Raw genomic sequence first — 23515 nt, forward strand, 5'->3', positions numbered from 1 at the left:
GCTTCAATACTCCACAGATTTTTGATCGGGCGCCGCTGGGTCGGGCGCTTTTGCATCGGGTTCGATCGGATCGTGCAGCAGCGCGTCGCGTTTCGTGTAGCCCGCGAACGCCGCTGCGAGCAGCGCGTCCTGGGTCCAGCTTCCGCGCTCGAACATGCCCGTCATCCGTCCCGCCGACATCACCCCGATCCGGTCGCAAATCGACATCAACTCGCGCAGATCGCTCGACACCACCACCAACGCGCGGCCTTCCCGCGCAAGCGCCCCCATCAAGGCATAGATATCGAACTTCGCCCCGACGTCGATGCCACGTGTGGGCTCGTCGAACAGCAACACCGTGCAATCGCGCGCGAGCCAGCGGCCGATCACCACCTTCTGCTGGTTGCCGCCGGAGAGTTCCGACACCGGCTGCGACGGCCCTGAACTGCGGATGCTCATCGCGTCGATCTGCTTGCGCGCCAGCGCCGCTTCGCGACGGGCGTCCACCACGCCGTTCTTCGACACCGCGCGCAGATGGCCGAGCGAGATATTGGCGGCAATGGGCTGCGTCAGCAGGAGGCCCTCGCCTTTGCGATCCTCCGTAATCAACGCGATGCCGTTCTTCACGGCGTCTGACGGCGAAGATACCGTCACGGGCTGCAGCGGGCCACCGCCATACGCGATCGACACCGTACCGGCATCCGCGCGATCGGCCCCGTAAACGAGCCGCATCAATTCCGTGCGACCCGCGCCAATCAGACCGCTGATGCCGAAAATCTCACCTGCTTTGACTTCGAAGGACACGTCGCGCACAACCGGCTCGCGGGTCATGCCCGTGACCTTGAGCGCCACGTCGCCAATGCGCCGCTCGCCGAGGTCGATCCGTTCGCCGATATCACGCCCAACCATCAGCGTAACCAGACGGTCGGCCGAGAGGTTCGCCATCTCGTCGACATGCACGAGCCGCCCGTCGCGCAGCACGGCAGCGCGCCGCGCGATACGCTTCAATTCTTCCAGTCTGTGCGAGATGTACACCAGCGCAACGCCGCGCGCCTTGAGCCGTTCGACCTGCTCGAACAGCAGGTCCACCTCGCGGGCGGTCAGCATCGCCGTGGGTTCGTCGAGGATCAGCACGCGACAATCGCCGATCAGATTGCGCGCGATCTCGACCATTTGCTGATGGCCGATGCCCAGCGTGCCCACCAGCGTGTCAGGGTGGATCGCGTCGAGCCCGACTTGCGCCATGGCATGCCGCGCGTCCTCGCGCAATTTGGCGCGATCGATCCAGCCGAACATGCCGCGCTGCGGCAAACGATTCAGGAACAGGTTCTCCGCCACCGAGAGGGTCGGCAGCAGGTTCAACTCCTGCATGACCATGCGCACGCCGAGCGCCTCGGCGTCCTTGCGGCTGCCCGGCGTGTAAGCTGCGCCGCCAAGCGTCATCGAACCGGTGGTCGGCGTAACGAGACCGCCGACGATCTTGGACAAGGTGCTCTTGCCCGCGCCGTTTTCGCCGGTCAGCGCCAGCACCTCGCCCGCATACAGATCCAGCGAGATATCGGCGAGCACCGGCCCGGCGTAGGTCTTGCCGATGCCGTGAACTGTCAGCACGGGCGGGGCAACGGCCAAGGATAGGTTGGGAGTGGACATCAGATTGATAAAGCCAGACAAAGATCAGGCGGGGTGGCCCGCAAACGACGCGGGCCACGTGTTACGCCAATCTTACTTGGTGACCAGATCGACAGGCGTTTCGACGACGCCCGACAATTCCGACTGCTTCTTGTGTTCAGCGATTGCCTTCAGAGCCGTATCGATACCGAACACGGCCTGCCTGGCGGCGTACTGATTGGCAGTGGCAAGAACACGGCCGTCGGCGAGCATCGGCTTGATCGCGTTGATGTCGTCGTAGCCCACCACCTGCACCTTGCCGGCTTTGCCTGCCGCGCGCACGGCCGATACCGCGCCGATCGCCATGTTGTCGTTACCGCACAGCAGCGCCTTGACGTCCGGGTTCGCATTGAGAATCTGGCTCGCGACGGCGTTGCCCTTGTCGATTTCCCACTCACCCGATTGCAGCGAGACGACCTTCATGCCGCCCGTCGCCATAGCCTGCTTGAAGCCGGCCGTGCGTTGCTGCGCGTTGGTGGTGGTCGAGACGCCTTCGATGATGGCGACGTTGTCGCCCGACTTCAGGCGCTTGGCCAGGTAGTCGCCCACCTTCTGTGCGCCCTTGGCGTTATCCGGGCCGACGAACGGGATGTTCAGGTCTTTCGACTTGAGCACGTCCGGGTCCAGCTTATTGTCGATATTGACCACGATGATGCCGGCATCGACCGCTTTCTTCAGAACCGGCACCAGCGCCTTGGAATCGGCCGGTGCGATCACGAGTGCGTCGACCTTCGACACGATCATCTGTTCGACGATACGAATCTGGTTACCCGTATCGGTCTCGTCCTTGATCCCGTTCGTGACGAGATCGAATTTCGTGGCGTTCTGCTTCTGATAGTCTTTCGCGCCGGTTTCCATGGTCAGGAAAAACTCGTTCGCCAACGACTTCATCACCAGCGCGACTTTCGGCTTGTGGGCGGCCTGAGCGAACGCTGTGCCCGGCAGAATCGACACTGCGAGGAAAGCTGCGCTGGCTACGATAGCGCGACGCCGCGCCGGTTGGAAATGACGAATCATTGATGTCTCCGTATCGCTCGTTCGGTCTACGTAGTGACTGATAGCCGTTGAGTCGTGTGATGGGCAGGTTCGCCACACTTGCCGCCAAAGTCAATGAAGCCCTCGGGTTTCTTTGCCAGATGCTGGGACGAGTATGGCCAGGTCCAATGCTATCCTCGCGATCCCCGTTATGCTATGCCTAATTTCAAAATCGAGCGTTTCAAAAATGGAACACGTTGACTGGGACGACCTGCGGATTCTGGTGGCGATCGCGCGCGGCGGCACGATGCGAGCCGCCGCGACGGCATGCGATCTGAGTCCGCCCACCCTGTCGCGCCGCCTGACCGAGCTTGAACGGCGGCTGGGCGAGCCGCTTATCGACCGGGTGCCGTCCGGCTGCACGGTGACGGCATTCGGCGCGCGCGTGCTGGCCTGGGCCGAGCAGATGGAGGACCTGGCCCACCAGATCGAGCGTGCCGCGGACGTGACCGGCGGCGCAGCGGCTCACGGCACGGTGCGGATCAACGCCGTCGAATGGCCGTCTTACATTTTGCTTAAATTGCTCGGTTCGTTCCAGGACCGGTTGCCCGGCCTCGCCATTGAGGTGCTGACCTCACGGCGTCCGTATAGCCTTGCCCGCCGCGAAGCGGACATCGCGCTGTGGTCCGAATGCCCTGATGAGGGCGATCTGTATGTGCGGCGCATCGGCCGGATCCGCTTCGGGCTGTTCGGTTCGCGCGACTACTATCTCCGCCACAAGGCAGCGATTACCCGGAAGGAGTGGGACAAGCTGTCGTTCGTCGGTTATGACGACCGGCAGCCCGATCACCCGGCCACGCAATGGCTGAAAACGCTGCCCGGCGCACCTGCGCCTTCGCTTCGAAGCAGCTATGGCATGGGCGTATTCGACGGCGTGCTGGGCGGCTCCGGCCTCGGCGTGCTTGCCCAGCTTGCGGGCGACACCACGAGCGATCTCGTTTGCATCGAGAAACATATCAAGGCGCTCGACCAGGATGTGTGGATGGTGCTGCATCCCGCCCTACGCGATAGCGAGCGCATCCGCACGGTGGCCAACCTCATTGCCGAGATTTTTCGTTAGGCCGGGCGCTGGGGTTCGCGTTGTGTTCAGGTGGCGTCACCGGGCACATACAGAGCGGGTAGCTGGGCAGCGTGGTACGACACCGTACCGACTGCATCGGCGAATCGGCGCACCCTCGACTCGACACGCCGCATATCAGCAAAAGCAGCGCGCTGGCTGCCCGTGTCACTCCGGCCGCGATGCGCATGAAGGCGTGTTAGCGACCGAACCGGCGGCCCCGCAACCATTTGACAGGTGGTGGCGGCCGCGCCCGCCACCAGGAGCTCCCGGCCATGGACACGCTAACCCGCGATCCGGTCAAGCAGCCGACTCGCCCGAAACTGCTTCAGGTGATGGGGCCCGGCCTTATCACCGGCGCCTCGGACGACGACCCGAGCGGCATCGCCACCTATTCGCAGGTCGGCGCGCAATTCGGCTACGGCCTCGCGTGGACCCTGCTGTTCAGCTACCCGCTGATGGCCGCGATCCAGGAAATCAGTGCGCGCATCGGGCGCGTGACCGGCTGCGGCATCGCCGGCAATTTGCGGCGGCACTATCCGCGCTGGCTTTCCACCAGCGTCGTCAGTCTGCTGCTGATTGCGAACATCATCAATCTGGGCGCAGACCTCGGCGCAATGGGCGCGGCGCTCAAGCTGTTGATCTCGGGTCCCGCGCTGCTCTATGTCTGCGGTTTCGGCCTGCTCTCGGTAGCGCTCGAAGTTTTTACACGTTACTCGCGCTATGTGTCGATACTCAAATGGCTGTGCCTGTCGCTCTTCAGCTACGTGATCTGCGCATTCGTCGTCAACGTGCCGTGGACCCAGGTGGGCTTGGCGGTGATCTGGCCGCCGCTCTCGGCCAAGCCGGATTACATCGTCGCCATTGTTGCGGTCATGGGTACGACGATCAGCCCTTATCTGTTTTTCTGGCAGGCCGAACAGGAAGTCGAAGACGAACTGGAACGGCCCGGCGCCCATCCGCTCACTCACGCACCGTGGGAAGCCCCCGCCGAGTTCACGCGGATTCGTATCGACACCTATCTCGGCATGGCGCTGTCGAATACCATCGCGTTCTTCATCGTCGTGACCACAGCGGCGACGTTGCATGCTCACGGGCTCAACGATATCCAGACTTCCGCCCAGGCGGCGGAAGCGCTGCGAGCGGTGGCGGGACCGTTCACGTTCGTCATTTTCGCGGCCGGCATTATCGGCACCGGTTTGCTGACGCTGCCGGTACTGGCCGGCTCGGGTGCGTACGCGGTGGGCGAACTGCTCGCATGGCGGGTCGGCCTGGCCCGCCTGCCGCTGCAGGCGAAGGCGTTCTATGGCGTGATCGCCGCGGCGACAGCCATCGGCGTCGGTTTGAATTTCACCTCGATCGACCCGGTCAAGGCGCTCTTCTGGAGCGCCGTGCTCAATGGGGTGGTCGCCGTGCCGGTCATGATCGTCATGATGCATCTGTCGATGCGTACCGGCATCATGTCGCGCTTCACGTTACCGCTGACGCTGCGCGTCCTTGGCTGGATTGCCACCGGTGTGATGGCGGCTACGGTCATCGCGATGGCTGTCAGCTGGGTTGCATGAGCCATGCGTTCAAGGCGTGAACGCCACCGTACAGACGCGCATCACGAAGCGTGCCAGAATGGTTGCTGGCCCTGTATGCACCAGCGATTTCCAAACCGCTTTCCAGTCGATTTCGCAACCGCCCCGCCAGGAGGGCCTGAAAACTTTTCAGATCGGTTCTGCGAATACGAAGTCGTTTTTCGGCAGGACACTGTGGGGTGGTTCATGTTGACCACACATCAACCGAAAGATAACCATCTGCTTTCTGTGCTACCGAAAGCCGAGTGGGAACGCATCGCACCGCATCTCATCGCGCTCGATATGCCGCTCGGGGAGGTCGTCTACGAGTCGGGTGACCGGCTCGACCATGTCTACTTCCCCACTACCGCGATCGTCTCTCTGCTCTATGTGATGGAAGACGGCTCCTCGGCCGAGATCGCGATTGTCGGTAATGAGGGATTGATCGGCATCGCGCTCTTCATGGGCGGCGAAACGACGCCCAGCCGCGCGGTCGTGCAAAGCGCCGGAAAGGCATACCGGCTCGACGCGCGCATTCTGAAAGAAGAATTTCATCGTGCCGGCCCAGTGCAACGCTTGCTGCTGCGTTACACGCAGGCACTCATCACGCAGATGGCGCAAACGGCCGTGTGCAACCGGCATCATACGATCGATCAGCAACTGTGCCGCTGGCTGCTGTTGAGTATCGACCGCTTGCCGTCAAATGAACTCACGATGACCCAGGAGTTGATTGCCAATATGCTCGGTGTACGCCGATCGGGTGTCACCGAAGCGGCCATGAAGCTGCAGGACGCGGGCTTGATCCGCTACAGCTATGGTCATATCGAGGTGATCGACCGGTCGGGCCTGGAGGAGCGCGTGTGCGAATGCTACGGCGTGGTGAGGCGGGAATTCGACCGTCTGCTGCCCGATCTGAGAGCCGTTTAAGTGACGCGGCAACTCTTTGAACAAACTCTTCGAGGCTGATATGTATAAACGCATTCTGGTTGCGATCGACGGCAGCGACACATCCGAGCACGCATTCGACACCGCTTTGCAACTCGCAAGCGAGAGCGGCGCGCAATTGCAGCCGCTCTATGTCGTCGACAATCCGCTGATGGCGTACGACGCCTCCGGCTACGATCCGACGATTCTGCGTGACGCGTTCGTGGAAGAAGGCCAGCGACTGTTAGCGGACGCACTCGCCCGAATGAAACACGAGAACGTGGCCGGCACACCACGGATGGTCGACGTCGCGCCGATCGGCGAGGATATTTCGGAGCGCATCCGCATCACGGCCAACGAATTCAATGCGGACCTGCTGGTGCTCGGCACGCACGGCCGTCGCGGCTTCAAGCGTCTGTTTCTCGGCAGCGTCGCCGAACGCGTGGTGCGCAGTGCGTGCTGTCCGGTATTGCTGGTGCCGAGCCGCCAGGCGCAAACCACGCACGTGGAGTCGGCCAAACCGGGGCATGCTGACGTGGCCGCTGTGATGTATGAGATGCCGTCGCTCTAGAGCCGGGGCGCTCGACGTCGCGTCGATGGTGGGAAATGTGGTGCGGTCAGGCAGCGCAAATCGTATTCGAGGTAGTGAGGTCCACCCACGACATGCCTTGCTTCAGGCCATCCAGCACGGCCTCCTGCTGCGTGCTGAAGGTTCTGTCGTGCGTGAATTCACGCACGACCACACCATCCGGCGCGGCAACGCTCGTGCCGATCAGACAGCCAAATTCAGTGCCGCTTTCGCGTGCACAAGCCGTGACCGTCCAGCCGTCGCCGTCCACTTTTCCCGACAGGTTCATAACGTTTTGCCTTGTGCCTGCTTAACGCAACGTGGTGAGTGTTCGACGCTCGCGGTTTGCGCGCGCCGCCCAACTGGTCTATCAGAGCGCCACAGCATGCCGGCTAAGCACCCGGGGATCGCCGACCGGCAAAACCACCCGCCCGTGCACCTCGTTGATCACGTCCGCTGCGGACAGATAGAACGCCAGCGCCGCGGTGATGAGCCCCATATAGCCGCCCGCCATCCGCACCAGGCCTGAACCCGTCCACTCTCCTCCAGCCAGCAGGCCGAAGGTGATCCAGAGCGCCAGAAAGATGAACTGCAGCGCGCGAGGCGAGCGAAAGGTGGCCAGCCACATATAAAACGTGAAGACGCCCCAAAGAAACAGATACCAGCCGACGAACGCGGGCGGCACCTTGTCGTGTAAAAAGAGCACGAACAGTGCAAACGACCACCAGAACGCGCCATAACTTAGAAAGGCCGTCGCGCCGAAGGTATTGCCGCGCGGCAACTCCATCATCCCGGCAATGGCCTGCGCGGTCCCGCCGTAAGCGAGCGCGCAGGCGAGCACGAGACCCATCGACTCGCCCGAAAACCAGCCGGCGTTGATCATGCTGAGCAGCCACGTTGTCAATGCAAAACCGGCGAGACCCAGTGGCGCGGGGTTCGCAAGTGTGGTTCGAATCGGTACGCTGGCCATGGCCTGCTCCTGAAGATAAAAAGCGTTCCGGCAATCTCGCGGCTTTCGCGAACCATCACCCGAGCTGATCGAGAATCGCCGGATTTTCCAGCGTGGATACGTCCTGGGTAATTTCTTCGCCGGCCGCCAGCGAGCGCAACAAGCGGCGCATGATCTTGCCCGAGCGCGTTTTCGGCAGATTCTCGCCGAAGCGGATTTCCTTGGGCTTCGCGATCGGCCCGATCTCCTTGCCGACCCAGTTGCGCAATTCGGTCGCGATTCTGATCGCCTGGTCGCCGGTTGGCCGCTCGCCCTTCAACACCACGAACGCGACGACGACTTCGCCAGTCGTCTCGTCGGCACGGCCGACGACCGCGGCTTCCGCCACCAGCGGGTTCGCGACGAGCGCCGACTCGATCTCCATCGTGCCGAGCCGGTGGCCCGACACGTTGAGCACATCGTCGATACGGCCGGTAATCGTGAAGTAGCCGGTGTCCTCGTCACGCACCGCGCCGTCGCCGGCGAGGTACAGCTTGCCGCCGAGATCTTCGGGGAAGTAACTCGTCTTATAGCGCTCCGGATCGCCCCAGACGCCGCGCAGCATCGACGGCCATGGCCGTTTGACGACGAGAATGCCGCCCTGCCCGTTCGGCACGTCCTGCCCGGTTTCGTCGACGACCGCGGCCATGATGCCAGGCAGCGGAAGCGTGCACGAACCCGGCACCAGTGGCGTGGCGCCCGGCATCGGCGCAATCATGTGGCCACCCGTTTCCGTTTGCCACCAGGTGTCGATGACAGGGCAATGGCTATGGCCGACGTGTTCGTAGAACCACGTCCACGCGGCCGGGTTGATCGGTTCGCCGACTGTGCCGAGCAGGCGCAAAGTCGACAGGTCGTAACGGTCCGGATGAACTTTGGGATCGGATTCGGCAAGCTTGATGAGCGAACGGATCGCGGTCGGCGCGGTGTAGAACACCGTCACGCGGTGTTTCGCGATCATCTCCCAGAAGCGGCCGGCGTTCGGATAGGTGGGCACGCCTTCGAACACGACCTGGGTCGCGCCGATCGCAGTCGGGCCGTACGCGATATAGCTGTGGCCAGTGATCCAGCCGATGTCGGCGGTACACCAGAATACGTCGCTGCGCTTCGCGTCGAAAGTCCACTTCATGGTCTGCGCGGCCCACATCAGGAAGCCGCCGGTGCTGTGCTGCACACCCTTGGGCACCCCCGTCGAACCGGACGTATACAGAATGAAGAGCGGATGTTCGGCGCCGACCCATTCGGGCTCGCACGTGTCTGCTGCGGCTTCTGTGAGCTCGTGCATCCACAGGTCGCGTCCTTCGTGCCACGCAACCTTGCCGCCCGTGCGCCGATAGACGATAACGCTTTTCACCGCTTCGCAGCCGCCCATCGCAAGGGCCTCGTCCGCGATGCTCTTTAACGGCAGCGCTTTGCCGCCGCGCATCTGTTCATCACAGGTGACCAGCGCGATCGCACCCACGTTGACGATCCGTTCATTGAGCGACTTCGACGAAAAACCGCCAAACACGACGGAATGCGTCGCGCCGATGCGCGCGCACGCCTGCATCGCCACGATGCCTTCGATCGACATCGGCATGTAGATCACCACGCGATCGCCTTTCGTCACGCCGCGCGTTCGCAAAGCGTTGGCAAAGCGACTCACTCGTTCGAGCAACTGCCGGTAGGTGACGTGCGTGACGGTGCCGTCGTCTGCTTCGAAGATCACCGCAACATGCTCACCGTTACCGGCTTCGACGTGGCGGTCGAGGCAGTTGTAGGACGCATTGAGGGTGCCGTCGTTGAACCATTCATAGAACGGCGCGCGCGATTCATCGAGAACCGTAGAAAACGGCTTTTTCCACTCGAGCGCCTCGCGCGCGAGACGCGCCCAGAACCCTGCGTAATCGCGCTCAGCTTCAGCGACCAACGCGCGGTAGGCATCCATGCCGGAGATCGCGGCGTAAGCCGTCACGCTGGCGTGAGGAAGGAAGGCTTGCGGCTCCTCCAGAATCGAATCGCTGGTTGACATTTTGTGTCCCTTGCACGCTTTCGTGCGTGCTTGATAGATGTGTTGCGCTCGTGGCGGCGCCCCTGCTGCGCCGGGCGTGACATGGCATTCCGCGTGATCGGCTCGATCAAGCGGTTGGCCGCTCCGGGCGAAATGGGGATGGCGCACAAATCGGTCAGGGAAGCCTTGTCACGCGAAACTGTTTCGGTCGGCGGTGACGGAGAAATGCAGGGGGCTTGCAATGACGGTGCTCGCGTAGGAGGGGGAAGTCGGTACGGTGGCGTACAAGGTTTTGTCGGAGCCTTCAGGCAAATGTAAGTTTTGTACCATTCCCCCGGGGCTGCAGAAAAAATTTGGAATAAGCAGCCAAGCGGTGTGTTTGCCCTTACGTGGACGGCAGCAAACAGACGGTCTACGAGCGAAAGCAGAAACGCTTCCGCGCAGCTTCGGCAGCACGTGGACCACATAGGTGGACAAGTAAAGACGTAGTTCTCAATCACATAGATCGTTAGATTCAATCAACCTCAATTAGGCATCCAAAATGAAACTCAATCTTGCAATGACCCTTTCGATGATCCTCCTTGCATCGGCCGGCGCAGTCACTCAGGCATCGGCGCAGGAAAAGACCCGCGCGGAAGTGCGCCAGGAACTGGTTCAGGCAGAAGCTAACGGCTCGCGCCTCGTGACCGACACGTCATACCCCGAGATCAACCCGATCTTCGCGCAGCAGGCCGCGCGCCTGAAGATGAACACGAGTGGCGAGGGTCCGGCGATGTCTGGTTCGACGGCGGCTGGCCAACGCTCGTCCAACACGCCCGCTCGTTCAGCAGGCGCGGCGATGCCGGCGTGTGTCGGCCCCGTAAGCTTCTGCACGCCGTACTTCGGCAGCTGACCGTTGACCGTGCACTTTTGGAAGTGGTTCGGGCTTCAACGAATGGCTGGCTGGCTGTCGAATGCCTATGCCGGGGGCGAGCGGACGGTGGCGTTATAAGGCGTCCGTCCGCTCTAACAACTCGGTCACAGGTCGCATTATTTTTTGATTCCCCCTTTGACGATACAGCCCAATTAATTCCAATCGAACAGACATGCCTTTTAATTGCAAATTCTTCAAATCCTGGCACATCACTATCGAATTAGCATAAAGAAATGATTTTGTAATTAATGACGAAGCAGTGGCGTCATTAAACCAATTAGAGTCCCGCCTCCATTGCAACGCGCCATGCACTTAGGTGTTGTCGAACAATCAATGACTACATAACTTACTGATAAAAATAATATTTTAAGTAAACACCCTCGTTCATTCGTGACTTCTTCTCCCTCTCAACTATCTATTCTGATAGGTACCGATAATCTGTAATGAACGGTAATTTGGCGGCGCTCACGGATTTAACTGAGTGCCCTTATTAACCATTCAGAACAGCGCTTCCAGACGAAATTCCTATTTATTTGACTCGACCGGAAACAGCCACCGGAAGATTCGGCGTCTCGTTGCGCTGCTATCTCAGGAGGTCACATGAAGTCGTCAACCGCAAAACAGACGGTCCTGTGTCTAAACCGTTACGCGGTCGTTGCTTTGCCTCTCGCTATTGCTTCCTTCGCTGCATTCGGCGCATCACCCGCGTCCACGCTGTGGGCGCCCACCGACACGAAGGCGTTTGTGACGCCCTCCCAGGTCGAGGCGCGCAGTGCGACGCCATTGCTCGAACTCGCCGCCGGCGAGACCGCACATATCGTGGTCAGTCTCAAGCTTCGCGATGAAGCGCAACTGAAGCAACTCGCGCAGGCAGTCAACCAGCCGGGCAACGCGCAGTTCGGCAAGTTCCTCAAGCGTCAGCAATTCCTCTCGCAGTATGCGCCGACCGAAGCGCAAGAGCAGACCGTCGTCGCGCATTTGCGAAAGAACGGCTTCGTCAATATTCACGTCGCGCCGAACCGCCTGCTGATTTCCGCCGATGGCAGCGCCGGCGCCGTCAAAGCGGCCTTCAACACCCCGCTGGTTCGCTACCAACTGAACGGCAAGGCCGGCTACGCGAACACGGCGCCGGCACAAGTGCCGCAGGATCTCGGCGAAATAGTCGGTTCGGTGCTCGGCTTGCAGAACGTCGCGCGCGCCCATCCGATGCTGAAGGTCGGCGAGCGTTCCGCCGCGAAGACGCTGGCCACCGGTACGGCCAAGGGCCACAATCCGACCGAGTTCCCAACGATCTACGACGCCAGCAGCGCACCCACCGCGGCGAACACGACAGTCGGCATCATCACAATCGGCGGCGTCTCACAGACGCTGCAGGATCTCCAGCAGTTCACCAGCGCAAATGGTCTCGCGGCCGTCAACACGCAGACGATCCAGACCGGGTCGTCGAATGGCGACTACAGCGACGATCAGGAAGGCCAAGGTGAATGGGACCTCGACAGCCAGTCGATTGTCGGTTCCGCAGGCGGCGCGGTGCAGCAACTGCTGTTCTATATGGCCGATCAAAGCGCGTCCGGCAACACCGGCCTCACGCAGGCGTTCAATCAGGCGGTGTCCGATAACGCCGCGAAGGTGATCAACGTATCGCTCGGCTGGTGCGAAGCCGATGCCAACGCGGACGGCACGCTGCAGGCCGAAGACCGCATCTTCGCGACAGCGGCGGCACAAGGGCAGACCTTCTCGGTCTCGTCCGGCGATGAAGGCGTGTACGAGTGCAACAACCGCGGCTACCCTGACGGCAGCACCTATTCGGTATCGTGGCCGGCCTCGTCGCCTAACGTGATCGCCGTCGGCGGCACGACGCTTTACACGACTTCGGCAGGCGCCTACTCGAGCGAAACTGTCTGGAACGAAGGGCTCGACAGCAACGGCAAGCTCTGGGCGACCGGCGGCGGCTACAGCGTGTACGAGGCGAAGCCGTCGTGGCAGTCGGTGGTGAGCGGCACGCCGGGCCGGCGTCTGCTGCCCGACATCTCCTTCGACGCTGCGCAGAGCACAGGTGCACTGATTTACAACTACGGTCAGTTGCAGCAGATCGGCGGGACGAGCCTCGCTTCGCCGATCTTCGTCGGGCTGTGGGCGCGTTTGCAGACCGCGAACTCGAATAGTCTGGGCTTCCCCGCAGCCAGCTTTTACAGCGCCATTGGCTCGACGCCTTCGCTGGTGCACGACGTGAAATCGGGTAACAACGGCTACGGCGGCTATGGTTACAAGGCGGCCACCGGTTGGGACTATCCGACTGGCTGGGGAAGTCTCGATATCGCGAAACTGTCCGCATATATCAAGAACAACGGCTTTGGACACTGAGTCTGCAGGCCGATTGATGTGAACGCCTGAACGCTCGCCGATGACTTCGTGACACGCCGGTCATCGGCGGCGACGGGCAAACCATTTGTCGAAATCGCCGCGCGCGAGCATCCCTCCCCTCGCGCCGAACGATTGCGGCGGTCCGAATCCGGGCCGCCGCTCACGCGTAAAACGCCCCTCCTCGATTTCCCCAATCGCTCGCCGTGCCCTCCCTCGGGTTGTCATTTTTGTTTTGCAATGTAATGATATAACATTCCTCATCACGGATGACGGCAAGGTGCCCGCTTGATCGGGACCAGTCAGCGCACGCCTCGTCATCCGTATCGCACGCAGGAAGAACGTCAACAAGACAGAAAACACATCCACCCAGCGCCCACCCTGAATAAATAAAGATGAAAAACCGCACGCGTGTCTCCCATGCAGCCCTGCTGCTGTTCGCTATCGCCGCTCATGCCCACGCCGCGTCCGACGAAGGTTCGGTGACGGGCGCCGTCACCGACGCAGCGGGCAAGCCCGTCCGGAACGCCACCGTGAGCGTTCAGAACGCAAGCGGCGCCGCAGTCAATGAGGCAAAGACGGATGCAGACGGCCGTTTCGCGATCGGCCATGTGACACCGGGGACTTATGCGATCGTCGTTACGGCACCGGGATTTGCGAGCGGCAGCAGCATGGCGACCACGACTGCGGGTACAGAAAGCGCAGTAAGCGTCAAACTCGCTCAAAGCGACACACTCGACGTTCAGGTAAATGCAAAGCGTCTCGATCGGGCCCGCAACGGATTGTTGCCAGAAACCGGCAGCAGCGTGTACCGCTTCAGCCAGGCCGATATCAATGCGCTGCCCGCAGGGCAAGACACGCCGCTGAACCAGGTGTTGCTACAAGCGCCCGGCGTGGCGAGCGACTCGTACGGGCAACTGCACGTGCGCGGTGATCATGCGAACCTGCAATACCGCATCAACGGCATCATCATTCCCGAGCCGATCAGCGGTTTCGGCCAGGCACTCGACACCCGCATCATCGACCAGGTGAACCTGCTCACCGGCGCGTTACCGGCGCAGTACGGCTATCGCACGGCAGGCGTGGTGGACATCCGCACGAAGACGGGCGATGCCGGCAACGGTGGGTCTATCGATGTGTTCGGCGGCAGCCATCAGACGATCAAGACCAGCGCGGATGTATTCGGCAATCAGGGGCCGTTCAGCTACTATTTCAGCGGCTCGCTCGGCATGAACAACCTCGGGATCGAGAATCCCACTGCCAGTGCCAACGCGATTCACGATCACACCCGTCAGGGCGATGCGTTCGGCTACATGTCGTACATCATCAACCCGCTCACCCGCGTGAGCGTGATGTTCGGCACGACAAGCAACCAGTTCGAGATTCCCAACACCCCCGGCTTGCCGACCAACTTCACACTCAACGGCAGCAACACGTTCGATTCGAGCCAACTGAACGAAACGCAATCGGAGTTGAACAACTTCGCCGTGGTGGCCCTCCAGGGCACCAATGGAGGCGCACTCGACTATCAGGTTGCCTTGTTTACCCGCTACACGCGGACGCAATTCAATCCCGATCCGGTCGGCGATCTGCTCTTTAACGGCGTGGCGTCGCAAGATTTTCACAGCAACTCGGCCAGTGGCGCACAGGTGGACACGACCTGGCGGCTGAACGACAGGCATACGGTCCGGGCGGGCCTCTTCTTTCAGCAAGAACACGCCGTGTTCAACGACAGCGTCAACGTATTCGCGACGGACAGCAACGGCAACCAGCTTTCCGATCAGCCCTTCAATATTCAGGACTCCAGCAGCAAGACCGGTTATCTGTACAGCGCCTACGTACAGGACGAGTGGAAAATCACGGACAAGCTCACGCTGAACTATGGTCTGCGCTACGACAAGATGGACGAATATGTCAGCGCAAGCCAGCTTAGCCCCCGCATCGGACTTGTCTATACGCTGACGCCGGCCACGACCCTCCATGCCGGTTACGCGCGCTATTTCACGCCGCCTGCGTTCGAGCTGGTGTCCGGCTCGACCATCAGCCGTTTCAATGGCACGACCAACCAGAGTCCATCGAACCAGAACGATCAGGTGCAACCGGAACGCAGCCATTATTTCGATCTCGGTGTGACCCAGCGTCTTGGATCGAACGTGACGGTCGGGCTCGACGCTTACTACAAGAAGTCGGCGAACCTGCTCGATGAAGGACAGTTCGGCTCCGCGCTCATCTTCACTCCGTTCAACTACAGGGAGGGGCGCGTGTATGGGGTCGAGTTCACGGCCAACTATAAACAGGACAACGTATCCGCGTACATGAATCTCGCGTGGAGCCGCGCGCAAGGCACGCAGATCGATTCAGCGCAGTTCAATTTCGACCCGGCAGAACTCGCCTATATCAACAATCACTGGGTCTATCTGGATCACGACCAACGCATCACTGCATCGTTCGGTGGGACCTACGATCTCGGCAGAACGACTTTCACGTTCGACGGACTCGTAGGAAGCGGTTTGCGCAGCGGCTTTGCGAACACGGATCGGCTGCCGCTCTATGCGCAAGTCAATCTTGGGGTGATACAGCACTTCAATCAGCCTCTCATCGGCAAATTCGATGCACGCCTCGTCGTGATCAACGCGTTCAACCGCGTCTATGAGTTGCGCGACGGGTCGGGTATCGGCGTCGGCGCACCGCAGTACGGTCCGCATTTCGCCGTCTATGCCGGCGTCACCAAGCATTTCTGATTCTGTCCAGCTACGAAGAGGTAAAGCATGCAAGATTGGACAAGCGTTCTAGCGGCATTGCGCATAGGCGGATGGGTCATCTATCCGCTGACGATACTCGCCATTCTGGCAGCCGCCATTGCCCTCGACCGGGCCTATGTGTTTCTGCGTTTCGGCCGGTTGTCGGGCACGCTGCGTGGCACACACGACATTGCGGCGGACGGCTCGGCCCTCGATTGGCCCGGCAGATTGAAGGATGTCTCCAGTCAGAACGCATTCAGACGCATGAGCGCGCCGTGGGCGCCCGATCCTTCTGTACCGCTGTGGCTACGCGAGGCCAAGGCGCAATCGGTTGCCGCGCAAATCGAACGCGACATGAGCAAAGGTTTCTGGGTGCTGGAGACCATCGTGACGGCGGCGCCTTTGCTGGGTCTGTTGGGCACCATCGTCGGCATGATGCATTCGTTCCAGTTGTTCGGCGGCGATGGCCTCGTCGATCCGGGTGGCGTGACCGGCGGCGTGGCCCAGTCTCTGGTGGCAACCGCGATTGGCCTCGTCGTCGCCTTGTTCGCGCTTTTTGCGTTCAACTATTTTTCCCGCCGGCTCGAACGACTCATGGATGAACTCGAGTCGTTCGCGAATGCGCGGCTCAGCGAAATCCGTCTTGCCGTTGCCGATACGTCCGCGGGAGCACAGCCGTGAAGTTCAAGCGCTCGCGCGCGGCGAAGCGCGGTCGCATCGAAATCATTCCGATGATCGATGTGATGTTCTTTCTTCTGGCGACCTTCATGCTCGCATCGCTCGCGATGCAGCGGCTCGACGCGCTCAAGGTCAACCTCCCTGCCGGCAGCGCGCAAAAGATGGCGGCCCATGAACCCCTGACTATTTCAGTGGACAGCAGCAATGAGGTATTCGTGAATCATCAGTCCGTCCATCTCGATCAGGTCGAGCCGGCGGTAAAACGCCTGCTGCAAGCGGACGGCAATGTTGTGATCGCCGCTGACGACGCGGCAGGCCACGGCGTGGTCGTTCAGGCGATGCTGGCCGCGCGCCGCGCGGGTGCTGAGCGGTTTTTGATCGCCGTGCGTCGTGAGTAGCAGGATGCGCCTCGCGGCCTCTATGGACGATTCTCCGCGGATACGGATCGCGCTAGCGGTGCTGGTCGCGCTAGTCGTGTGGATCGGGTTCCTGTTTCAGTTGGGGCGATGGTTGGGTACAACCCCGTCTGTGCATGCGCCTGATAAGCCACTCGAGATGCGGGTGGTGGAACTCGATCCTCCGAATGTTCCGGTTGCGAATCCTTCTGCGGCTCCGGCTACTCATGCTATGCCCGCTCCGATCGCACCGGCGAAGCCAAGACAAGCTGCAGATCCGCACTCTCACGTGTCAGCACAAGCACGCACGACGACGCCTGCGCCATCGAAGCCGGACGTGCGCTCGGTGCACAGCGTTGCGCCGGCTCAGTCGACGCCCGCGGCGGAAGAGCCGAAAGTGGCGAACGAACCGCCAGCGCGTGCTGCGGGCCCTTCTGCCGAGGAAAAAGCAAACGCCACGCCATCGGCCACATCGTCCGCCGAAGCAACCGCGCACGCCATTGCTCAACCGTTGCCGGAGCTCCCCGACGATTTACGTGACCAGGCATATCAAACCGTCGCCACGGCTCGCTTCGCCATTCACGTTGACGGCTCAGTCGATGTCGAACTCGTCAAGCCGACCGCCAACCCGCGCCTCAATCAGATCCTGCTCGAAGCGCTCCGTAGATGGCGGTTCTTTCCGGCGATGCAGGCTGGACATCCAGTCGAAAGCCGGCAGGATATCCGTGTGCATTTCAACGTAAATTAGGGCGCTGAAAGTTGTTCGCCAAGGCTGGTAATGATCGCATCACGAGTGCAGTTCCTTGATGCTCAAACGAGCAGGGTCAACGTCTCAAACAACACAAGGTCTTCTTTCTTCGCCGACCGTGCGTGCTTGCGGATCACTTGCAGGAGACAGTCGATAAAGCAACGAGCCGCGCCGCCGAGCGTGCTATTGCGGCGCGTGACAATGCTCAGTTGTCGCGTATCGAATTGTTCTTTCAGCGCTAGAGCCATCAGTTGGCCTTGAAACAATGGCGTTGTCTGAAGAACGGTTGGACACCACGTGCACATATCGGCACGTTCAACCAGCATCTGAAGTGTTCCTAACGAATGAGCCCGCACAATGCGGTTCGCTTCGATCTGCGCACCGTGGCGCGTGAACAGGTAGTCGATTAGCGCGTCCTGGCCGTCAGGCGCGAAATTCAGTGCCCAGTCCTGATCGAGTAAATCGTGAATCGAACGGCAGTGCTGACGCGGATGTCCTCGGCGAACCATCACGGCCGTCTCGTAATTCAACACCGGTTCGCAGGAAAACTCCTGGCTGGCATTAGACGGATGCAACTGCCCGATTACGAAGTCCATATCGCCGGCGCGCAGAAGCGGTTGCGCAACAGCCATCAGGCTTTCGAACAGTTCCAGCTGAATATCGGGCATTCGCTTGCGAAACAGCAATACCGTCTCGGCCAGAAACGTCAACGTGATCCACGGCGTCACGCCAACACTCAGCCGTCCCTCCGCCCGGCCGCGCAATCTTGCCAGGTCGTTCTGCGCGTGCTCCAACTGATTAAGGACCAGTCGCGCGTGCGTCAGCAGCGCCTTGCCATATTCGGTAAAGCTGATTCCTTCAGGCGCGCGTATCAGCAGCGGCAATTGCTCAGTGGCTTCGAGTTCGCGCAGCGAACGCGTGACAGCGGCCTGAGAAATCCCCAACGACCGCGCCGCCGCCCTGATGCTGCCCGCTTCGGCACTGGCGACTAACGCCTGCAATTGATGAATCTTCACGAAACCACCCCGACAACAAATGGTTGTCAGCATAACAAAACTGCGGCTTCACCCCCGAAATTTAGCTAAATAGCATTCCGACCAGTGCAGACAGTTGCAACGCCCGAAGCCCGAACAGCTAGGCTGTGACAGCCGGGGCTGCCCGCTCTTCAAAGGACTTCATCGATGGTTCAAGACTTCGTTTTGCCCGGCATCGCAGCCATTCAAGAGGAAATGATCGGCTTGCGTCACCGTATTCATGCCAATCCGGAACTCGGTCTGCAGGAGGTCGCAACCAGCGAGCTGGTCGCCGAATGCCTAAGCAAGTGGGGCTATCAGGTCACGCGTGCCGTAGGTAAAACCGGCGTAGTGGGCACGTTAAAGATCGGACACGGGCCGTCCCTCGGACTGCGCGCCGATATGGACGCACTTCCGATCAGCGAGACGACGGGCTTGCCCTATGCCAGCCGGAACGACGGCGTCATGCACGCATGTGGCCACGATGGGCATACAGCCACGTTGTTGGCTGCAGCAAAGTACCTCGCCGAAACACGCGCCTTCTCAGGCACGCTCAACCTGATTTTCCAGCCTGCAGAAGAAGGTCTCGGCGGCGCGCAAAAAATGATGGAAGACGGCCTCTTCGAACGCTTTCCGTGCGACGCCGTATTCGCGCTCCACAACGTCCCCGGCTATGCGGCAGGGCATCTGGGCTTCTTCAGCGGCGCATTCATGGCTTCTGCCGACACCGTCACCGTGCGCGTGGTGGGTCGTGGAGGACACGGCGCCGTGCCCGACAAGGCTATCGATCCGATCGTCGTATGCGCTTCGATCGTGACGGCGCTGCAAAGTATCGTGTCCCGTAACGTAAGCCCGCGCGATCTGGCCATCATCAGCGTCGGTTCGATTCATGCGGGCGTCGCGTCGAATGTGATCCCGTCATCGGCGCAGATGCTGCTGACCGTCCGGGCGCTTGCGCCGGACGTGCGCGACCTGCTCGAACGCCGGATTCACGAACTCGTGCACGGGCAGGCGGCAAGTTTCGGCGCGCATGCGGAAATCGACTACTTCCGTTGTCATCCAGTGCTGATCAATCACGCCAGGGAAACGGACTTCGCGCGCCAGGTGGCGGCGGACTGGTTCGGCACCCAGTCCATCATCGACGACCTCGAACCCTTCACAGCCAGCGAAGACTTCGCATGCATGCTTGAAAAATGCCCCGGCAGCTACCTCGTGATCGGCAATGGAGACGGCGAACGCAGTTGCGCGCTACATCACTCCGGCTATGACTTCAACGACGGCTGCCTGGCAGTGGGCGCCACCTATTGGGTCAAGCTGACCGAACGCTTTCTGGCAAAACCTGTTCGCATGGAACATAAGCAGTACAACAACGACGTTGAGGAGAAACACACGTGAAGAAGACACTTGCAGCGATCTCATTTGCTTTGATGGCGCTGTCAGGCAGCGCCAGTGCCGCCGATTGGTCCGGCAAGGAAATCAGGCTGGCGGTGGACCCAACCTACCCGCCACTGGAGTTCAAGACGCCGGACGGAAAGCTGACCGGCTTTGGCGTGGATATCGCAAATGCGCTCTGTGCCGAACTTCACGCCCGCTGCGTATGGGTCGAAACCAGCTTCGACGGAATGATCCCCGGATTGCTGGCGAGAAAGTTCGATGCGATCTCCTCTTCGATGACCATCACACCCAAGCGCATGCAGCAGATCGCGTTCACGAACAAGATCTCCAACGCGCCGGCACGACTGGTCGTCAAGCGCACCTCCGATCTACTGCCGACCGCCGCTTCGCTAAAGGGGAAGCGTGTCGGCGTCGAACAGGGTTCGAGCCAGGAGGATTACGCCAAAGCGGAGTGGCAACCGGCTGGCGTGCAGATCGTCGCCTACCAGAACCAGGATCAGGTTTACACGGACCTGATCTCGGGACGGCTCGATGCGGCATTTCAGGCATCGATCGAAGCGAACGACGGTTTTCTCAAGAAACCGGAGGGCAAGGACTATAAGTTTGCCGGCCCGGCGTTGGACGATCCAAAGTATTTCGGTCTAGGCGACGGTCTTGGCCTTCGCAAGGAGGACGTCGCGCTGCGTGACGCATTCAATCAGGCACTAGCTGCCGTGCTGGCAAACGGGACCTACGCACGAATCAACCGGAAGTACTTCGACTTCGATATCTACGGCGCAAAGTGAGCCGGTCTGAGCCAGCCACTACAGGAGACAAAATGATACTCGGAGGCTTCGGGCCGGCTCTCGTGGCCGGCACCTGCGAAACGATCAAGCTTGCGCTGCTGTCGCTACTTGTTTCGTTCGCGCTGGGACTCTGCGGTGCGGCGGCCAGGCTGTCCAGCCGCCGTTACGTCGTGCGGCTCGGTGTCGCATACACGACCTTGATCAGGGCGGTGCCGGATCTCGTGCTGATGCTGCTGCTTTTCTATAGCATCCAGATCGTGTTGAACCACATCACGGACGCGTTTGGTTTCAACCAGAGGGATATCGATCCGTTCTCGGCCGGTGTCGTCACAATCGGTTTCATCTACGGTGCGTATTTCACCGAGACATTCCGCGGCGCATTCATGGGCGTGCCGAGGGGACAACTGGAAGCGGGCATGGCGTTCGGCATGTCCAACTGGCAGGTGTTCACTCGGATCATGTTTCCGCAAATGATGCGACTTGCGTTGCCGGGTATCGGCAACAACTGGCAGGTTATCGTCAAGGCGACCGCACTGGTGTCGATCATCGGACTGTCAGATGTCGTCAAGGCCTCGCAGGATGCCGGCAAGTCGACACAGAACTTCTTTCTGTTCACGATCGTGGCCGGTGCGATCTATCTGGCAATAACAACGCTATCCAATGTGGTGTTGTGGCGGCTCGAAGTACGGTATTCCGCGGGTGTGAGGCGCGTGGCGACATGATCGATATTGTCCGGCAGTACTGGCAAAACTACCTGTACACCGATGGCTTTCAGTTCACCGGGCTCGCGGTCACGTTGTGGCTTCTGGTGGCATCGCTCGGACTGGGATTTATGTCGGCGTTGCCGCTCGCGGTGGCCCGCGCATCGCGCAACCGGTTCCTGTCGACACCGGTCTGGCTGTTCACCTACGTGTTTCGTGGAACACCACTCTACGTCCAGTTGCTGATCTGCTATACGGGACTGTACAGCTTGCATGTCGTGCATTCGCATGCGCTGCTCGACGCATTCTTTCGTGATGCGATGAACTGCACACTGCTGGCATTCGCGCTGAACGAGTGCGCCTACGCAACGGAAATCTTTGCGGGATCGATCAAGGCGACGGCCTATGGAGAAATCGAAGCAGCGATCGCAGTCGGCATGTCCAGATTTACCGTCTACCGGCGAATCATTCTGCCTTCGGCGCTGCGGCGCGCGTTACCCATGTACGGCAACGAAGCGATTCTGATGCTGCATTCCACCACACTCGCGTTCACCGCGACGATTCCAGACATTCTGAAAGTGACTCGTGATGTCAATTCGGCAACGTACGCGTCGTTCGAGGCATTTGGAATTGCAGCACTTTTGTACGCAATGATCGCTTTCGCCCTGGTCTGGATGTTTCGTCAACTGGAGCGACGCCTTTTGGCGTATCTGAAACCAAGAAGTGGTTGACGGCGCTTTGCCGCTCTATTTGCCATTCCGGCAAATCGTTGATTTGGCCAACGACAATCGAGCAGAAAAGAAATATACGTTAAGGATGACGAATTGAACAAAACAATTATTTGTATTGCGATAACGTCCGCATTTGCAACGTCGGCATTTGCGCAGAGTAGTGTAACGCTGTATGGCGTCATCGATGAGGGGCTCGACTTCACGAATAACGTTGGCGCAAGCCACGTGTACGAAATGGCAAGCGGCTACGCACAAGGTAGTCGCTGGGGACTGAAAGGTGCCGAAGATCTGGGTGGCGGGTTCAAAACGCTTTTTCAGATCGAAAGCGGCTTCAACGTCAACAACGGCAAGCTCGCGCAAGGTGGCCTGGGGTTTGGACGCCAGGCATATGTCGGTATCGAGAGCGAACGGTACGGGGCAGTTACCCTTGGCCGCCAATACGATTCGGTGGTCGACTATCTTGCGCTGACGACAGCCAACGGCAATTGGGGAGGCTATCTGCTATCCCACCCGTTCGACAACGACAACACAGATAACACGTTCCGCGTGAACAACACGGTCAAGTATGCGAGCCCGGATGTTGCCGGCCTCCAGTTTGGCGGCACGTATAGTTTCAGCAGCGGTACTGGCTTCGCCAACAACCGGCAATTGAGTGTTGGCGCGCAGTACACCTACGGCGGGCTGTTGATCGCCGCCGCTTATTTGAATGCAGACAATCCTGGATCGACATCCGGTGGCGCGATTGCCGGTTCGAGTTCGACCGTCGCCGCAGACGCGAACTTTCAATCGGAGCGTTTGCGCGTCTTTGGCGCAGGGATCAACTACACATTGGGCCCGGCGACGCTTGGTTTCGTCTATACCAACACGAACATCAGCAATCCAGCCACGAATGTCGCCTACCTCAGCACACAGGAAAGCATCGAACCGACTAGCGGGGCACTGGCAGGCGGCACGTTGACCAGCTTGAAGTATCAGAATTTCGAACTGAACGGAAAATATCAGTTCACGCCGGCGTTCTTAGTGGGAGCACAATACGTCTACACGCTGGAGAACTACGATGCAACGAAAGGTAGTGTGCGACCGAAGATTCATACAGTCGGCTTGATGGCGGACTACAACCTGTCAAAGCGCACCGATATCTACCTCCAGGGCGCGTTTCAGAAGATCACCGGCGACGCGACCGGATCGGCGCTGGATCAGGCATACGTGCCCGGTGCACAGGACCTGTCGTCGTCATCGAGTCAGATTGTTGTCCGCGCGGCGATCCGGCATACGTTCTAACC

21 protein-coding genes are annotated in these 23515 nt (G+C 60.3%); 15 read left to right on the forward strand and 6 right to left on the reverse strand.

The annotated features are described in order from the left end of the window. Nucleotides 1–3: 3 nt before the first annotated feature. Together M0D67_RS22380 and M0D67_RS22385 are read right to left on the reverse strand one after the other, a co-directional pair. Nucleotides 4–1629 (reverse strand): sugar ABC transporter ATP-binding protein, encoded by a 1626-nt coding sequence (locus tag M0D67_RS22380; RefSeq protein WP_266239685.1) that lies wholly within the window; start codon nt 1627–1629, stop codon nt 4–6. A 72-nt stretch (nt 1630–1701) separates the two neighbouring features. Beyond that, complete coding sequence (locus M0D67_RS22385; protein WP_266239686.1) at nt 1702–2664, reverse strand: sugar ABC transporter substrate-binding protein; 963 nt, start codon at nt 2662–2664, stop codon at nt 1702–1704. A 205-nt stretch (nt 2665–2869) separates the two neighbouring features. Here M0D67_RS22385 and M0D67_RS22390 point away from each other — a divergent pair, with 205 nt between their 5' ends. From M0D67_RS22390 to M0D67_RS22405, 4 genes are all read left to right on the forward strand, one after another. Continuing rightward, a complete protein-coding gene (locus M0D67_RS22390) occupies nt 2870–3742 on the forward strand; it encodes a LysR family transcriptional regulator (protein ID WP_054038995.1) in 873 nt (290 codons plus the stop codon). Nucleotides 3743–4014: 272 nt separating this feature from the next. Then, nucleotides 4015–5304: an NRAMP family divalent metal transporter gene (locus M0D67_RS22395; RefSeq protein WP_266239687.1), complete on the forward strand. Its 1290-nt coding sequence runs from the start codon at nt 4015–4017 to the stop codon at nt 5302–5304. A gap of 204 nt (nt 5305–5508) precedes the next feature. After that, nucleotides 5509–6228, forward strand: coding sequence for a Crp/Fnr family transcriptional regulator (locus M0D67_RS22400; protein WP_171927380.1), 720 nt, complete (start codon nt 5509–5511; stop codon nt 6226–6228). A gap of 40 nt (nt 6229–6268) precedes the next feature. Further along, on the forward strand, nt 6269–6796 hold the full coding sequence (locus M0D67_RS22405) for a universal stress protein (RefSeq protein ID WP_154558495.1): 528 nt from the start codon (nt 6269–6271) through the stop codon (nt 6794–6796). Between the two features lie 46 nt (nt 6797–6842). Here the strand turns inward: M0D67_RS22405 and M0D67_RS22410 are convergent, their stop codons facing one another. The 3 genes from M0D67_RS22410 to acs form a co-directional block, all read right to left on the reverse strand. After that, nucleotides 6843–7082, reverse strand: coding sequence for a UDP-glucose 4-epimerase (locus tag M0D67_RS22410; protein WP_154558496.1), 240 nt, complete (start codon nt 7080–7082; stop codon nt 6843–6845). 81 nt (nt 7083–7163) lie between these two features. Further along, on the reverse strand, nt 7164–7763 hold the full coding sequence (locus tag M0D67_RS22415; RefSeq protein WP_154558497.1) for an acetate uptake transporter family protein: 600 nt from the start codon (nt 7761–7763) through the stop codon (nt 7164–7166). Between the two features lie 55 nt (nt 7764–7818). Continuing rightward, nucleotides 7819–9792, reverse strand: coding sequence for an acetate--CoA ligase (gene acs, locus M0D67_RS22420; protein ID WP_266239688.1), 1974 nt, complete (start codon nt 9790–9792; stop codon nt 7819–7821). Nucleotides 9793–10312: 520 nt separating this feature from the next. On the opposite strand from acs, the gene M0D67_RS22425 reads away from it, so the two are divergent. From M0D67_RS22425 to M0D67_RS22450, 6 genes are all read left to right on the forward strand, one after another. Further along, a complete protein-coding gene (locus tag M0D67_RS22425; protein ID WP_171927381.1) occupies nt 10313–10663 on the forward strand; it encodes a DUF4148 domain-containing protein in 351 nt (116 codons plus the stop codon). Between the two features lie 621 nt (nt 10664–11284). Then, nucleotides 11285–13048, forward strand: a complete 1764-nt coding sequence (locus tag M0D67_RS22430; RefSeq protein ID WP_266239689.1) for a protease pro-enzyme activation domain-containing protein — start codon at nt 11285–11287, stop codon at nt 13046–13048. A gap of 392 nt (nt 13049–13440) precedes the next feature. Continuing rightward, nucleotides 13441–15786, forward strand: a complete 2346-nt coding sequence (locus tag M0D67_RS22435; RefSeq protein WP_266239690.1) for a TonB-dependent receptor — start codon at nt 13441–13443, stop codon at nt 15784–15786. Between the two features lie 27 nt (nt 15787–15813). Continuing rightward, entirely contained in the window at nt 15814–16467 is a 654-nt protein-coding gene (locus M0D67_RS22440; RefSeq protein WP_266239691.1) for a MotA/TolQ/ExbB proton channel family protein, read from the forward strand. Beyond that, nucleotides 16464–16862, forward strand: coding sequence for a biopolymer transporter ExbD (locus M0D67_RS22445; protein WP_054039016.1), 399 nt, complete (start codon nt 16464–16466; stop codon nt 16860–16862). The genes M0D67_RS22440 and M0D67_RS22445 overlap by 4 nt, the downstream gene beginning before the upstream one ends. A gap of 286 nt (nt 16863–17148) precedes the next feature. Beyond that, nucleotides 17149–17607, forward strand: coding sequence for an energy transducer TonB (locus M0D67_RS22450; RefSeq protein WP_266239692.1), 459 nt, complete (start codon nt 17149–17151; stop codon nt 17605–17607). A gap of 62 nt (nt 17608–17669) precedes the next feature. On the opposite strand, the gene M0D67_RS22455 is transcribed toward M0D67_RS22450, so the two are convergent. Beyond that, a complete protein-coding gene (locus M0D67_RS22455; protein WP_266239693.1) occupies nt 17670–18623 on the reverse strand; it encodes a LysR substrate-binding domain-containing protein in 954 nt (317 codons plus the stop codon). Between the two features lie 165 nt (nt 18624–18788). Here M0D67_RS22455 and M0D67_RS22460 point away from each other — a divergent pair, with 165 nt between their 5' ends. The 5 genes from M0D67_RS22460 (at nt 18789) to M0D67_RS22480 (ending at nt 23513) form a co-directional block, all read left to right on the forward strand. After that, nucleotides 18789–20015 carry a M20 aminoacylase family protein gene (locus tag M0D67_RS22460; protein ID WP_154558505.1) on the forward strand — a complete coding sequence of 409 codons (1227 nt, stop codon included), beginning with the start codon at nt 18789–18791 and terminating at the stop codon, nt 20013–20015. Then, nucleotides 20012–20800, forward strand: coding sequence for an ABC transporter substrate-binding protein (locus M0D67_RS22465; protein ID WP_168435562.1), 789 nt, complete (start codon nt 20012–20014; stop codon nt 20798–20800). The genes M0D67_RS22460 and M0D67_RS22465 overlap by 4 nt, the downstream gene beginning before the upstream one ends. A 32-nt stretch (nt 20801–20832) precedes the next feature. Continuing rightward, the gene (locus tag M0D67_RS22470; protein ID WP_154558506.1) at nt 20833–21522 is read left to right on the forward strand and encodes an ABC transporter permease; all 690 of its coding nucleotides are present in this window, start codon (nt 20833–20835) and stop codon (nt 21520–21522) included. Next, nucleotides 21519–22232 carry an ABC transporter permease gene (locus tag M0D67_RS22475; protein ID WP_154558507.1) on the forward strand — a complete coding sequence of 238 codons (714 nt, stop codon included), beginning with the start codon at nt 21519–21521 and terminating at the stop codon, nt 22230–22232. The genes M0D67_RS22470 and M0D67_RS22475 overlap by 4 nt, the downstream gene beginning before the upstream one ends. A 93-nt stretch (nt 22233–22325) precedes the next feature. Continuing rightward, nucleotides 22326–23513, forward strand: a complete 1188-nt coding sequence (locus M0D67_RS22480) for a porin (RefSeq protein ID WP_266239694.1) — start codon at nt 22326–22328, stop codon at nt 23511–23513. Nucleotides 23514–23515 lie beyond the last annotated feature (2 nt).

The sequence above is a fragment of the Paraburkholderia sp. SECH4 genome (assembly GCF_030511745.1).
Taxonomy (GTDB): Bacteria; Pseudomonadota; Gammaproteobacteria; order Burkholderiales; family Burkholderiaceae; genus Paraburkholderia; species Paraburkholderia madseniana.

What these genes read in the sequence shown, in the direction of transcription:
- M0D67_RS22475 (WP_154558507.1), top strand. Translation starts at nt 21,519, where the DNA reads ATGATCGATATTGTCCGGCAGTACTGGCAAAACTACCTGTACACCGAT.
- M0D67_RS22440 (WP_266239691.1), top strand. Translation starts at nt 15,814, where the DNA reads ATGCAAGATTGGACAAGCGTTCTAGCGGCATTGCGCATAGGCGGATGG.
- M0D67_RS22390 (WP_054038995.1), top strand. Translation starts at nt 2,870, where the DNA reads ATGGAACACGTTGACTGGGACGACCTGCGGATTCTGGTGGCGATCGCG.
- M0D67_RS22410 (WP_154558496.1), bottom strand. Translation starts at nt 7,082, where the DNA reads ATGAACCTGTCGGGAAAAGTGGACGGCGACGGCTGGACGGTCACGGCT.
- M0D67_RS22395 (WP_266239687.1), top strand. Translation starts at nt 4,015, where the DNA reads ATGGACACGCTAACCCGCGATCCGGTCAAGCAGCCGACTCGCCCGAAA.
- M0D67_RS22425 (WP_171927381.1), top strand. Translation starts at nt 10,313, where the DNA reads ATGAAACTCAATCTTGCAATGACCCTTTCGATGATCCTCCTTGCATCG.
- M0D67_RS22385 (WP_266239686.1), bottom strand. Translation starts at nt 2,664, where the DNA reads ATGATTCGTCATTTCCAACCGGCGCGGCGTCGCGCTATCGTAGCCAGC.
- M0D67_RS22405 (WP_154558495.1), top strand. Translation starts at nt 6,269, where the DNA reads ATGTATAAACGCATTCTGGTTGCGATCGACGGCAGCGACACATCCGAG.
- M0D67_RS22380 (WP_266239685.1), bottom strand. Translation starts at nt 1,629, where the DNA reads ATGTCCACTCCCAACCTATCCTTGGCCGTTGCCCCGCCCGTGCTGACA.
- M0D67_RS22430 (WP_266239689.1), top strand. Translation starts at nt 11,285, where the DNA reads ATGAAGTCGTCAACCGCAAAACAGACGGTCCTGTGTCTAAACCGTTAC.
- M0D67_RS22460 (WP_154558505.1), top strand. Translation starts at nt 18,789, where the DNA reads ATGGTTCAAGACTTCGTTTTGCCCGGCATCGCAGCCATTCAAGAGGAA.
- M0D67_RS22400 (WP_171927380.1), top strand. Translation starts at nt 5,509, where the DNA reads ATGTTGACCACACATCAACCGAAAGATAACCATCTGCTTTCTGTGCTA.
- acs (WP_266239688.1), bottom strand. Translation starts at nt 9,792, where the DNA reads ATGTCAACCAGCGATTCGATTCTGGAGGAGCCGCAAGCCTTCCTTCCT.
- M0D67_RS22415 (WP_154558497.1), bottom strand. Translation starts at nt 7,763, where the DNA reads ATGGCCAGCGTACCGATTCGAACCACACTTGCGAACCCCGCGCCACTG.
- M0D67_RS22435 (WP_266239690.1), top strand. Translation starts at nt 13,441, where the DNA reads ATGAAAAACCGCACGCGTGTCTCCCATGCAGCCCTGCTGCTGTTCGCT.
- M0D67_RS22470 (WP_154558506.1), top strand. Translation starts at nt 20,833, where the DNA reads ATGATACTCGGAGGCTTCGGGCCGGCTCTCGTGGCCGGCACCTGCGAA.